15 protein-coding genes and 1 pseudogene are annotated in these 11,711 nt (G+C 67.8%); 3 read left to right on the top strand and 13 right to left on the bottom strand.

All coding sequences use genetic code 11. From position 1 onward, the window contains the following. From sphsw_RS11845 to sphsw_RS19820, 8 genes are all read right to left on the bottom strand, one after another. Positions 1 to 1,163: Mur ligase family protein (locus sphsw_RS11845; protein WP_081874297.1), on the bottom strand; the 1,163-nt coding region annotated here is incomplete at its 3' end. 24 nt (positions 1,164 to 1,187) lie between these two features. Continuing rightward, positions 1,188 to 2,927, bottom strand: coding sequence for a peptidoglycan D,D-transpeptidase FtsI family protein (locus sphsw_RS11840; protein ID WP_037528403.1), 1,740 nt, complete (start codon positions 2,925 to 2,927; stop codon positions 1,188 to 1,190). Continuing rightward, positions 2,924 to 3,556 carry a hypothetical protein gene (locus sphsw_RS11835; RefSeq protein WP_031440797.1) on the bottom strand — a complete coding sequence of 211 codons (633 nt, stop codon included), beginning with the start codon at positions 3,554 to 3,556 and terminating at the stop codon, positions 2,924 to 2,926. The genes sphsw_RS11840 and sphsw_RS11835 overlap by 4 nt, the downstream gene beginning before the upstream one ends. After that, the gene (gene rsmH, locus sphsw_RS11830; RefSeq protein WP_031440796.1) at positions 3,553 to 4,509 is read right to left on the bottom strand and encodes a 16S rRNA (cytosine(1402)-N(4))-methyltransferase RsmH; all 957 of its coding nucleotides are present in this window, start codon (positions 4,507 to 4,509) and stop codon (positions 3,553 to 3,555) included. Before rsmH ends, sphsw_RS11835 begins: the two co-directional genes overlap by 4 nt. Further along, positions 4,506 to 4,916: an MraZ C-terminal domain-containing protein gene (locus sphsw_RS11825; RefSeq protein ID WP_320481608.1), complete on the bottom strand. Its 411-nt coding sequence runs from the start codon at positions 4,914 to 4,916 to the stop codon at positions 4,506 to 4,508. Before sphsw_RS11825 ends, rsmH begins: the two co-directional genes overlap by 4 nt. Before the next feature lie 413 nt (positions 4,917 to 5,329). Continuing rightward, on the bottom strand, positions 5,330 to 5,710 hold the full coding sequence (locus sphsw_RS11820) for a hypothetical protein (protein ID WP_234387749.1): 381 nt from the start codon (positions 5,708 to 5,710) through the stop codon (positions 5,330 to 5,332). Next, positions 5,683 to 6,663 (bottom strand): cysteine synthase A, encoded by a 981-nt coding sequence (locus sphsw_RS11815; protein WP_031440794.1) that lies wholly within the window; start codon positions 6,661 to 6,663, stop codon positions 5,683 to 5,685. Before sphsw_RS11815 ends, sphsw_RS11820 begins: the two co-directional genes overlap by 28 nt. A 100-nt stretch (positions 6,664 to 6,763) precedes the next feature. After that, positions 6,764 to 6,934, bottom strand: a complete 171-nt coding sequence (locus sphsw_RS19820) for a hypothetical protein (protein ID WP_157840482.1) — start codon at positions 6,932 to 6,934, stop codon at positions 6,764 to 6,766. A 233-nt stretch (positions 6,935 to 7,167) separates the two neighbouring features. On the opposite strand from sphsw_RS19820, the gene sphsw_RS11810 reads away from it, so the two are divergent. The 3 genes from sphsw_RS11810 (at position 7,168) to aat (ending at position 9,143) form a co-directional block, all read left to right on the top strand. Then, on the top strand, positions 7,168 to 7,554 hold the full coding sequence (locus sphsw_RS11810) for a hypothetical protein (RefSeq protein ID WP_031395590.1): 387 nt from the start codon (positions 7,168 to 7,170) through the stop codon (positions 7,552 to 7,554). 118 nt (positions 7,555 to 7,672) lie between these two features. Continuing rightward, entirely contained in the window at positions 7,673 to 8,398 is a 726-nt protein-coding gene (locus sphsw_RS11805; RefSeq protein WP_031440793.1) for a ParA family protein, read from the top strand. 10 nt (positions 8,399 to 8,408) lie between these two features. Continuing rightward, positions 8,409 to 9,143 (top strand): leucyl/phenylalanyl-tRNA--protein transferase, encoded by a 735-nt coding sequence (aat, locus tag sphsw_RS11800; RefSeq protein ID WP_031440792.1) that lies wholly within the window; start codon positions 8,409 to 8,411, stop codon positions 9,141 to 9,143. A gap of 35 nt (positions 9,144 to 9,178) precedes the next feature. On the opposite strand, the pseudogene sphsw_RS20480 reads toward aat, so the two are convergent. The 5 genes and pseudogenes from sphsw_RS20480 to sphsw_RS11775 all read right to left on the bottom strand — a co-directional run. Then, positions 9,179 to 9,412, bottom strand: a pseudogene (locus sphsw_RS20480) (DUF2155 domain-containing protein); the annotation flags it as partial. A 200-nt stretch (positions 9,413 to 9,612) separates the two neighbouring features. Beyond that, positions 9,613 to 10,002, bottom strand: a complete 390-nt coding sequence (locus sphsw_RS11790) for an NADH:ubiquinone oxidoreductase subunit NDUFA12 (protein ID WP_031395586.1) — start codon at positions 10,000 to 10,002, stop codon at positions 9,613 to 9,615. A gap of 92 nt (positions 10,003 to 10,094) precedes the next feature. After that, on the bottom strand, positions 10,095 to 10,640 hold the full coding sequence (locus sphsw_RS11785) for a DUF192 domain-containing protein (protein ID WP_042467142.1): 546 nt from the start codon (positions 10,638 to 10,640) through the stop codon (positions 10,095 to 10,097). A 29-nt stretch (positions 10,641 to 10,669) separates the two neighbouring features. Further along, the gene (locus sphsw_RS11780; RefSeq protein ID WP_081874299.1) at positions 10,670 to 11,314 is read right to left on the bottom strand and encodes a cold shock domain-containing protein; all 645 of its coding nucleotides are present in this window, start codon (positions 11,312 to 11,314) and stop codon (positions 10,670 to 10,672) included. A gap of 64 nt (positions 11,315 to 11,378) precedes the next feature. Next, on the bottom strand, positions 11,379 to 11,711 hold a 333-nt coding region (locus sphsw_RS11775), incomplete at its 5' end, for a RecX family transcriptional regulator (protein ID WP_031440788.1).

Here is an 11,711-nt window from a genome sequence, read left to right as displayed (position 1 = left end):
TCGCCGCCCGCGCCGAACACGACGATCAGCCGCCCGCCCGCATGCGGCTTGAGCGCGGCGATCGCCGCCTCCAGCGCGTCGGGGGTATGCGCATAGTCGACATAGACCGGCGCACCCGAGCGCGCGATCACCGCACGCTCGAGCCGCCCGCGCACGGGCTGCAACCGCGCCAGATTGGCGATGGTCGTCGCGATATCGCCCCCGGTCGCGATCACCAGCCCCGCCGACACCAGCGCATTGGCTGCCTGATATCCGCCGATCAGCGGCAGCGTCACGCGGTAGGTCTGCCCGCCCGCCTCGATCGTCAGCCCCTGCCCCAGCAGCGTGGGATCGCGATCAACCAGTCGCAGCGTATCGCCGCGCGTGCCGACGGTCACGAGCCGGTTACCGCGCTCCCGCGCGAGGTCGATGACCCGCGCCGCCTGCGGATCGTCGGCCCACACCACCGCCGCGCCATCCGGGCGCAGTACTTCCGAAAACAGCCGGATCTTGGCGGTGAAATAGGCCGCCATATCGCCGTGATAATCGAGATGGTCGCGGCTGAGATTGGTGAAGGCGGCCGCCGATACGGGCAGTCCCTCGGTGCGATACTGGGTCAGCCCGTGGCTCGATGCCTCGAACGCGAGATGCGTCACGCCTTCGCGCTCGAGCCCGGCGACGTTCGACAGGAAGGTGACGGCGTCTGGCGTCGTGAGGCCCGTGGTGACGCGTTCGTCGGCGGTCGTGACGCCCAGCGTCCCGATCGACGCGGCGTGATGGCCGGCCATCCGCCACAATTGGCGGGTCATCTCGACGCAACTCGTCTTGCCGTTGGTGCCCGTGATCGCGACCGTCGTTGCGGGAAAGGGTGCGAAGAACGTCGCCGCAAGCTGCGCAAACCGTTCGCGCGGGGTCTCGTCGGCGATGTACGCTGCACCCTCGACCGCGAGGCCCGGCCGCGCGACGATGCCGATCGCGCCGGCACGGATCGCGTCGGCGATATAGTCCTCGCCATTGACGCGGGCGCCCTCGAACGCCCCGAAGATCGTCCCCGGTGCGACCTTGCGATGGTCGATCGCGAAGCCCGTAACGTTGCCGTCATACGCGTCGCACGGTGCAGATCCGTGCGCTGATGCCCCGCCATCGCTGACGGGGCCCTTACCGATCAGCGTTGCCAGTTTCATGCACCGATCCTCATGTATCGCCCCTCATTCCGCACCGGACGTCGGCTTTGCGCCAAAGGCCGGCGTGCCCGGCGCATGCCACAACAGCGGCAACAAGTCGCTTTCGTCAATGTCGCGGTTCGCATCGGGAATGACGCCGAGCATCGATCCGGTCCGGCTGATCACGCGCGATACCACCGGCGCCGCGGTCCAGGCCGCAGTGGTGAAACCGTAAGATTCCTTGTTACCCTTGGCGGAATCGAGCGTCACCACGACGACGTAACGCGGCGCGTCCATCGGGAAGGCAGCGGCAAAGGTCGAGACGTTGGTGTGCTTGTTATAGCCCCCCGCCTGCGCGATCTCGGCCGTACCGGTCTTGCCGCCGACGCGGTAGCCGGGCGCCTCGCCCTTGCGGCCCGTGCCATATTGCACGACCAGCCGCAGCAGCTGCCGCATCCGCGCGCTCGTCGTCGTGCTGATCACGCGTCGCCCGGCGGGGATATGCGCCGGATCGATCTTCAGCAGCGTCGTCGGGCGCCAGATCCCGCCATTCACCAACGTCGCATAGGCGTTGGCGAGGTGCAGCGGCGTTACCGCGATCCCGTGCCCATAGGCCGACGTCATCAAGGTCGTGCGCGCCCAGAAGGTCGGCCAGATCGGCCGGCCCTTCTCGCGCAGTTCGATATCGGGCTTCGTGTCGAAGCCGAGCTTGCGGAACATGTTCTGCATCCCGGCCGCACCGATCTGATCGGCGATCCGCGCGGTCGCGATGTTCGACGAATAGATCAGCGTCTCGGGGATGTTCAGCCAGCGCTTTTCTTCATCGCCCGGATCGTCGTGGATCGTGTAGCCGCCGACGCGCAGCGGGACGGTCGCGTCGAAGCGCCGCGCCATCGAGGTGACGGTGCCCGAATCGATCGCCGCCGCCATCGCGATCGGCTTGAACACCGACCCCAGCTCGTACACGCTCTGCGTACCCATGTTGCGCAGTTGCTCGGTGCCCGCCATGCCGACCCGGTTGGGGTTGAAGACCGGCATCGACGTCATCGCGATCACTTCGCCGGTGTCGACGTCGAGGACGATGCCCGCCGCGCTCTTGGCCTGGAACGACGCGACCGCACGCGCGAGCTCGCTTTCCATCGCCGCCTGGACGCGCGTGTCGATCGACAGCGCGACCGGCGCGCCGTTCAGCGCGGGGTTGGTCAGCCGCTCGTCGAGGACGCGCTCCATCCCCGACATGCCGTGGCCGTCGGTCGACAGGAACCCCAGCGCATGCGCCGCCATGGTCGATTGCGGATACAGGCGCTGCGTCTCGCGCGCGAACACGATCGCGGGTTCGCCGATCGCGTTGACCTGCTCGACCAGAGCGGGCGACGCGCGGCGTTGCAGGTAGCTGAAATTCACATCCTTGGTCAGCAGACCGTAGAAAAAGGCCTGGTTGCCGCGATCGGGCATCAGCGCTGCCAGCCGCGCGGCGATCTCGGTCGGATCGCCGATCATCTTCTTGGGATGCACCGCGATCGTCCATGCGTCGATCGTCCTGGCCAGCGGCGCGCCATTGCGATCGACGATATCGCCGCGCGCCGCGATCGCCGCGGCGCGGGCGCCGGGATCGCTCAGCGACGACTGGATCGCGAGCACGCCGAGCCGGCCGATCACGACCAGCACCGCAGCCCCGAACAGGAACATCAACATCATCAGGCGCGTGTGCGCCGTCGCGACCAGCGCGTGGCGCTGCGTTGCGGTACGCCGCTCGGAAACCGGCCGGGCGACGAGAGTGGTCAACGCAGACGCCCTGCCTCGGCCCGGGCGCCGCTCAGGATCGAACCCAGCGTGTTGTCGGACAGCAGCTTGCGGTCGAGCATCGCGACTGCCTGCGGACGGACCTTGGCGACCGCGGCGAGGCGCTCGGGAGCGGCCGCGCGGACGATCGCCGTGTCGGTGGCGCGGGCGGTCTGGACGGTGGCGCGGACAGTGACGGGCTTGAGTGGCGCTGCGGCAGCGACGGCCTGCACGGCGACGTCGACCGCCTGCGGTGCCGCGGCGGCGGCCGCAACCGGCAGCGACGGCACGAGCAGCTGCGCGGTCTGGACGGTGGCGCCCGCGGGCCCGCCGATCTGATTCACGTCGAGGCTGGCGAGGGCCGATTCGCTGGCGACGAACTGCCCCGCGGTCGGCGCGGACAGCGCCAGCGTATCGCCGTTCCAGCGCTCGAGCTGCGCGAGGTTCGCGCGCGTGTCGAATTCGGTCTCGAGCGCGCGGATATCGCGCTCGGCCGACCGGATCTGGCCGTTGACGGTCTCAAGCTTCTTGCGCTCGGCGGCCACCTGCAGCGAAACGAGGTAAAAGCCGAGCACGACGGCAACGCAGCCACCGAACCAGCCCACACCCTTCAACCGATACGCCGCCGTCATGTCGTCACCTCTTCCGTCCAAGGTTGCGCGGAGGTCCGCCGCGCCGTTCGTAAAGTCGCAGAGCGTGCGCGCGGATTACGCGCCAGCTCGTCCTCGCCGGCGCGCACGGGGCGGCCAACATCGGTAAAACTCGGTTCTACCACGGTTTTTGCCTGTGGAAGATGACGGGAACCTGAAGGCGCACTGCCCGACCGCGTGCGCAGGAACCGCTTCACCATGCGATCCTCCAGGCTGTGGAAGGTCACGATGGCGAGCCGTCCGCCGGGCTTGAGCGCGCGCTCCGCCGCCAGCAGGCCATCGGCGAGCTCGCCGAGTTCGCGGTTGATATGGATCCGGATCGCCTGGAACGCGCGCGTCGCCGGGTCCTTCTTGTCGTGCGCCTTGTACCCCAGCGCGCGACGGACGACATGCGCGAGCTCGCCGGTACGCGTCATCGGTCGTGCGGCAACGATCGCCCGCGCGACGCGACGCGACTTGGGCTCGTCGCCAAAATGATAGAGGACGTCGGCGATCTCGTCCTCGTCGGCCTCGTTGACGAAATCGGCGGCGGTCATGCCCGCCTGCGCCATCCGCATGTCGAGCGGTCCGTCCGACTGGAAGGAAAAACCGCGCTCGGCCTGGTCGAGCTGCATCGACGAGACGCCGATGTCGAGCGTGATGCCGTCGACGGGCAACGCGTCGCGTGCCTCGAGTTCGGCGACCATCGCGGAAAAGTCGGCGGCAACCAGCGTCAGCCGCTCCTCGCCATCGGCCCAGTCCTGTCCGGCGGCAATCGCGTCGGGGTCGCGGTCAAAGGCGATGACGCAGGCGCCGCGCGACAGCAGCGCCCGCGTATAGCCGCCCGCGCCGAACGTCCCGTCGACGATCGTCTCGCCGGGGGCAGGGGCGAGCGCGGCGATCACCTCGTCGAGCAGGACCGGAATGTGCGGGGCGGCGGGGATCGTCTCGCTCACAGCGAAATCCCCTTTTCGGCCATGTAGAAGCGCGCCATCTCCTTGACGACGGGGGGCATGTCGTCGGTCGCTACCAGCGCCGCGGGATCCCAGATCTCGATATAGTCGAGGACGCCGTAGAAGAATGCGTGCCCCTTTATCCCGGCATAGAAGCGCGGGAAGGCGGGCATGATGAAGCGGCCCGAGCCATCGAACGGCACGGCCTCGCCCGACGCCGCGCGACGTTTGATGTTATAGTCATATTCGCCGTCTTCACGGGTATTCTCGGCCTCGCGGCGGTCGAGCTTTTCGGCGAGCAGCGCGACATAACCCGGATCATAGGCGACCAGGCAGCGGTTCTTCTGGTGTGCGCCGATGATGATGGTTCCGCCGTCCTTGCCGTTCGCCTTGGGGGCATTTGCCGACAAGATCGTCCGAAGAGCGGAAGGGATGGCTACCCGGCCCTTGTCGTCGACAAGGCCGATGCCATCTCCTTGATATCGCCCTCGATCCGACACGCCAATATCCCGCGAATGGCGCGCACGTCTTCCCGCCTCGAACCGCAGCCTTCGCCGCGGCCCGGCCGCGCAATCGCGAACGGTGAACGTGCCCCTGTGTTAATCTCCGTCTATCACAGCGGAACGGGGACGCAACGGGATATTTGGGGATTTCCGGGAATCAAGCGCTGTATTGCCCTTGATCCGGGACCATGTGCCCTGCCGGGACGGCCCGGTGCGCACATTGATCTACGGCAAGATCGAGTCGACCCTGGCATGCGGACGCGCTGCGTGTCAGCGTGGTCCCGTGATTTCCCCGGCGCGGCAGCGACGGAAAGCCCGGATCAGTTCGGAGTAGCGGGTGCCTGTGCGTTGACGCTGGGTGCGAGGCCCATTTCCGCGAGTGGCTCGTCAGAGCCATCGGCGGCGGCGGTCGTATTCGACACGGCCATGTTCGCGACGACATCGGCCTGCGCCGAGCCGGCGGCGACCACGGGTCGTTCGCGCGTCGCCGACCCGATGATCGCGCTGGCGAGCCCGATGAAGATCACCACTGCGGCGAGCCCGATCATGCCGACCTTGATCCGCTGCATGGTTTGCGAAGGTGCGCGTTGCGTCTGCATCTTGTCGCGCGCATCTACCCGATCATCGCGCACTTGTCGAATTTCACCATCCCGCGGCGCGCCGCCGCCCTCGCTCACATCAGGCCCTTCGCCGCGCGCCATTCGGGATTGTACAGCGTCGAGAGGTAGCGGAACCCCGTATCGCACAGGATCGTCGCGATCCGCTTGCCCGGTCCGAGTTGCCGCGCCAGCGCGACTGCGCCCGCGACGTTGATCCCCGACGACAGGCCGAGGCACAGCCCCTCCTCGTCGAGCAACTGCCGGGTCCAGGCATAGCCTTCCGCATCCGAGATCCGGAACTGCGTATCGATCGGCGCGCCGTCGAGATTGGCGGTGATCCGCCCCTGCCCGATGCCTTCCGCAACCGAGGACCCTTCGGACTTCAGCTCGCCATGCGCATAATAGTTATACAGCGCAGCGCCGTGCGGATCGGTCAGCGCGATGCAGATCGCCTCGTCCTTCGCCTTCAGACCCAGGCCGACGCCAGCGATCGTCCCGCCCGTCCCCGCCGCGCAGGTGAAGCCATCGATCCGCTCGTCCATCTGCCGCCACAACTCTTCGGCGGTACCGATGATGTGCGCGTGGCGATTGGCGGTGTTGTCGAACTGGTTCGCCCAGATCGCGCCCGGCGTCTCCTCGGCGATGCGCCGCGACGTGTGCACGAAATGACACGGGTTGGAAAAGGCGGCGGCGGGCACGAGCACGAGTTCGGCACCCAGCGCGCGCAGCGTGTCCATCTTCTCGCGACTTTGCGTCTCGGGCATCACGATGATCGTCTTGTAGCCCTTGGCATTGGCGACCAGCGCCAGGCCGATCCCGGTATTGCCCGCGGTCCCCTCGACAATCGTCCCGCCCGGCTGGAGCAGGCCGCGTGCCTCGGCATCCTCGACGATGAACAGCGCAGCGCGATCCTTGATCGAGGCGCCCGGATTGGTGAATTCGCACTTGCCGAAGATATCGCACCCCGTCGCGTCGCTCGGGCCCTTCAGTCGCACCAGCGGCGTATTCCCGATCAGGGCAAGCGTATCGGGGGCGGTCAGCGTGTCGGATCTCATCTGCATCGCCTGTAGATGGCGCCACTCCCGGTCCGCCACAAGCGCGCTAAAACTATCCACCGGACAAGCCGGCGCACCAAGCCCCGTCAGGCCGCCCCTTTCACGCCGCGTCGCTCCTCACCGCTTCGATGCGGGCCTGAACGCAATCCAGCGCGTCGGACAATTTGGCGCCGAGCAGCAATTCACCCCCCTCGTCGGCCAGGCAGAGCGCCTGGGTGATGAGCGTCGATATCGCCGACAGGCGCTCGGCGACAGGAATTTGGCCCGGCATGCAACGTCCTCTTACAACGGTTCCGTGAAATATAGTGGCAGATGCGTGACATCGGACGACCCCGGTGCCTTTATTCCCCCGCCGCTACCGGTCGAATGTGGTGGCGCAACACTGCCGGGCGCCATCGCCGATGCGACGAACCGGCGCATCCCGGGGATGACCCGTCCCGCCGCGCGCGCATCGCGGCCGCTACGGCTTGACGCGATTTGCTGCATGCGCGAAGCCCCGAAGATATGAAGAAGACGCTCCCCCTCACCGCCGTCGCCGCGCTGCTCGCGCTGGCTGCCTGCAACTCCAAACCGGCTGCACCCGAGGTGGTCGACAGCAATCCCGATCCGATGGCGAACCAGCTCGCCAATGCGGCACCGGTCGAGCTGCCGCCGTCGATCAAGTCGGAGCAGACGATGCGCTGCAAGGACAACAGCCTGGCCTATGTGACCTTCTTCCAGGGGGGCAAGCAGGCCGTGGTTCGTCTCAAGGAAGGCGGTCCGGCCACGACGCTCAAGGCGCCTGCCGAGGGTGAGCCACTGGTCGCCGACGGCGGCTGGTCGATGACGGGCACCGAGAAGTCGATCGAGCTGACCCAGCCGGGCAAGCCCGGCCAGACCTGCCACACCTGATCCTTCAGCCGGCCACGGCCGGATGATCCCGCGCCCCGGACGACCGCCAGCGTCGCCCGGGGCGTTGTTATGCCGCGATGCCTTGCCATTGGCGTCGCACGACGGCACGCTGGCCGTCATGGCAACCATCGCGATCTACAGCCTGAAGGGCGGCGTCGGGAAGACCACGCTGGCGGTCAATCTCGCCTGGTGTTCGGCAACCCGGTCGGCACGCCGCACGATCCTCTGGGACCTCGACCCGCAGGCCGCGAGCAGTTTCCTGCTGCACGGTACCGCCGGGCGGGATCAGGCCCAGGCGATGTTCTCCCGCGATATCAGCGTCGCCAAGCGCGCCCAGCCGACGCCGGTCGCGAAGCTCGACCTGATTACCGCCGACGCCTCGCTCCGCGGTCTCGACCAGCTGTTTCACACGCTCGACAAGAAAAAGCGGCTCGGCAAGTTGATCGGCGCGCTGACCGATTATGATCGCGTCCTGCTCGACTGCCCGCCGGGTCTTACCGAAACCGCCGATCAGGTGATGCGCGCCGCCGATCTGATCGTCGTCCCCGTCATCCCCTCGCCGCTGTCGCAGCGCGCCTATGAGGAGGTGATCCGCCATCTCGGCGGCAAGGTGCCCGTGCTGCCCGTCCATGCGATGGTCGATCGCCGGCGGCGCCTGCATGCCGACGCGCTGGCCGCCAACCCCGACTGGCCGGTCATTCCAATGAGCAGTGTGATCGAGGCGATGACCGTACAACGCGCGGCGGTCGGGGCCTTCGCACCGCGCTCGACCGCCGCGGCGGCGTTCGATCAGCTGTGGCGGACGATCGAACACCGGCTGGCGGCGGGGTCGGCAGCGGGCTAAGGCGCGACCGATGGATATTCTCGATCCGCGCCTCGTGCTTGGCGGCTATGCGGCCGGCGTCTTCCCGATGGCCGACAGCCGCGACGCGATCGACGTCTACTGGGTCGAGCCGCGCCAGCGCGCGGTCCTGCCGCTCGACGGGTTCCGGCTCTCACGCTCGCTGCGCAAGACCATCGTCGCGGACCGCTTCCGCGTCACCGTCGACACTGCGTTCGGCCAGATCCTCGCGCTCTGCGCCGAAAGCGTTGAGGGCCGGCCCGAGACGTGGATCAATGCGGGGATCGAGCGGGTCTTCCACACACTGCATCTGATGGGCTTTGCGCATTCGGTCGAATGCTGGGACGGCGACCGGCTGGTCGGCGGGCTATACGGGCTGGCGCTCGGGCGGGCCTTTTTCGGCGAAAGCATGGTCAGCCGCGCGACCGACGCGTCGAAGGTCGCGCTGGCGCATCTCGTCGCGCGGCTGAAGGCCGGCGGCTTCGATCTGCTTGATTGCCAGTTCCAGACTTCGCATCTCGAATCGCTCGGCGCAATCGAGATCGAGCGTGCCGATTATATCGCGTTGCTCGCCGCGGCGCTCGACGGGGTGGTCGGCTCGACCGGCTCGTCCGGTGCGGCTGCATCATTGGCCGCCACCGGGGATTTCTTCGCACTCGACCGCGCCGCCGCAGGTGCGCCCGACGATGTCGTATCCGGCCCGGTCGCGGGGAAGGTCATCGCGCAGCTCTTGGTCCAGACGTCGTAGATCGGATGCTGCACCGCGTTCAGCGCGGGGCGCTCCTTGTACAACCAGCCCGAAAATGTCCGCCGCCATTTCTTGTCGACGCCGCGGACGATCACCTGGACAAAGGCCCCCGTCAGTTGTTCGGGCTCCCAGGGCGCGGTCTGTTCGCAGGCGCGCAGGCGGAGGACGACGTCGCCCATCCGGGTCGCCTGTCCTGGCTTCAACGTGACGTCGCGCGTCACGCCGTTCCGCTTGTTGAGCAGGCCGATCACCGCGACGCGCTCTGCCATCGGCGTCCCGCCATTGGCGAGCGCCGCGCCGCCCGTGTCGATCGTCTCGACCGACCCGTCACCGGCCTGATCGCCGCCCGGCAGATCCTGCTGGACCACGACGGTCGTATCGGCCTTGCGGTTCGTCCAGGCGCGATAGCCGAACCAGCCACCGACCGCGAGAACCACGACCAGGATCGCCGCAGCGATCCGGCGCTGCATCACTCAGGCACCCACGCTTCGTAATCGCCGGTCGCCGCAGCGCGCTGGCCACCCTTTTCCATCGCGCCCGTCGGGCGATAGGCGAGTGCGGTACCCGTCAGATTCGGCAGGGCGGGCTTCTGCCAGGGGCGGACCGGCGGCAGGGCACGATCGGGCACGTCGGCGACCTGATGGTGCAGCCAGCTGAACCAGGCGGGCGGTACCCGGCTGGCGTCGGTCGCACCCTGATAGATCACCCAGCGACGCGGATTACCCGCGGTATCCTTGCCGCCTTCATAATAGACGTTGCCGAGCGCGTCCTCGCCCATCCGCGTCTTGCCGCGGAGCCCGAATTTGGTGCCGAGCGTGGCGCCGTTCCACCAGGTGAAGGTCGATGCGAGAAATCCCATAGCCGCCGCTTAGCGGGTGCGCGCCGCGCCATCAACCTCGAACGCAGTGCCGGCGCCATGGCAAGACGGCGCTGTGTCGTGGATATGGCGGTTCAGCCCGGCGCGCCCGGCCATTCGACACGGTCGCCCTCGGCGATGCCGAGTTCCCCGGCACGCCCGCCCATGATCTCGAGCACCGCGCCGACGGGTTCGCCCGACGGGATCTGCGCTTCGGAGAAGGGGATCGTGTTCTCGGCGATCCGCGCGATCGTCCGGTCGGCGCGGATATAGATGATGTCGAGCGGGCTCGGCGTGTTCTTCATCCAGAAATTCGCCTCGCGCGGCCCGCTGCCGTCGGTCGGATAGGGCCAGAACAGCATGCCCCGATTCGGCTTGAGATCGGTCCGGTACATCAGCCCGCGGGCCTGCTCCGCCTCGGTCTTGGCGCTCTCGACGGTGAACACATGCGCGCCGTTCGCGCTGTGGATCGTCACGGCCAGCGTCGCGGCGGCCTGACCCGGTGCAGCACCGGTGCCCGTGCCGGTCGCAGTGTCTGCGGCGGTAGCGTCTGGGGCGGCGGAGTCGCCGGCCCGAGCGTCGCCGTTCGAACACGCGCAGAGGCCGAGCGCCAGAAGCGCGGCGAAGACGGTTTTACTCATTACATATATCCCCGGTTGCGGCGGGCCGGTTACCACGCCGGCGCGGATCGCTCCACCGTGACGGCCAGCGGCCCCTTGCGACCGGTCACGATTCGCGCCTGCAACGGCTGATCGGGCTCAACGACGTCGATCCCCGCCCGCCGCAGCGTTTCCATATGGATGAACACGTCACTGTCGTCGCTTGCCCGTACCAGGAAGCCATAGCCCTTGAGCCGGTTGAACCACTTGACGACGACGGGTTCGAACGGGCCTGCGGCATCGATCAGCGCGACCGGATCGATCCGGTCGACCGGCGCCGCCGTGCCCGGTCGTACCGCCGTCTCCTCGACTGCGCCGCTCAGATCGATCGACAGGACCTCGCGCGCCTGGAAGCCACGCCCGCGCTGCACCGCGACCACGTCGACCCGCGCGCCCTCTGGCAGGCTGCGCCGGCCATGCGGCTGGAGCACCGAGAAATGGATCAGGATATCGCCGATCGCCGTATCGTCAGCGACCGCGAAGCCGAAACCGCGCGTCACATCGAACCATTTGATCACCCCGCCGAGCACCAGCGGCTCCGCGACAGCCTGCTCCACGCCCTGCCCGATGTCCGAAATTGCGCGCGGTCCTGCAGCCGCCACCGCGTCCGGTACCGTGTCCGGCCTGTCCCCGTCATATTGCGCTTCACTACGCATCGTTACGCACCCCTGCACCTTGCTAGCACGCTTCGTCGCAGCCGCAACAACCTGCAATGCGTCTTCAGTCAAAATCTGTCGTATCGATTGTTTCAGACGGGGACGCGGCAAGAATTTTGCGTGCCAGATCGAAACCGTGGCCGGCGCGCACCATCGCGCTGAGCTGCTTTTGCCGCAGCGCACGATTCTCGGCCCCACCCCCGTCGCTATTCTCCGACCGGGCATACGGGCCCAGCCGCTTGCGCTTCGCATAGGCCAGCGCCGCATCGACGTCGCGCGCCGCGATTTCGGGGGCCAGCGCATCGGCATCGGCCTCGTCGATCCCCGCCTCGCGAAACGCCCCCGCGACGCGCCGCGCACCCAGGCCGCGGCGCTGCATCGCTGCCGCCCGCGCCTC

It is taken from the genome of Sphingomonas sp. FUKUSWIS1 (assembly GCF_000733135.1).
GTDB classification, from domain to species: Bacteria; Pseudomonadota; Alphaproteobacteria; order Sphingomonadales; family Sphingomonadaceae; genus Sphingomonas; species Sphingomonas aerolata.
The sequence above is the reverse complement of the archived record's forward strand: the minus strand, read 5'-3'. Positions and strand labels throughout refer to the sequence as shown.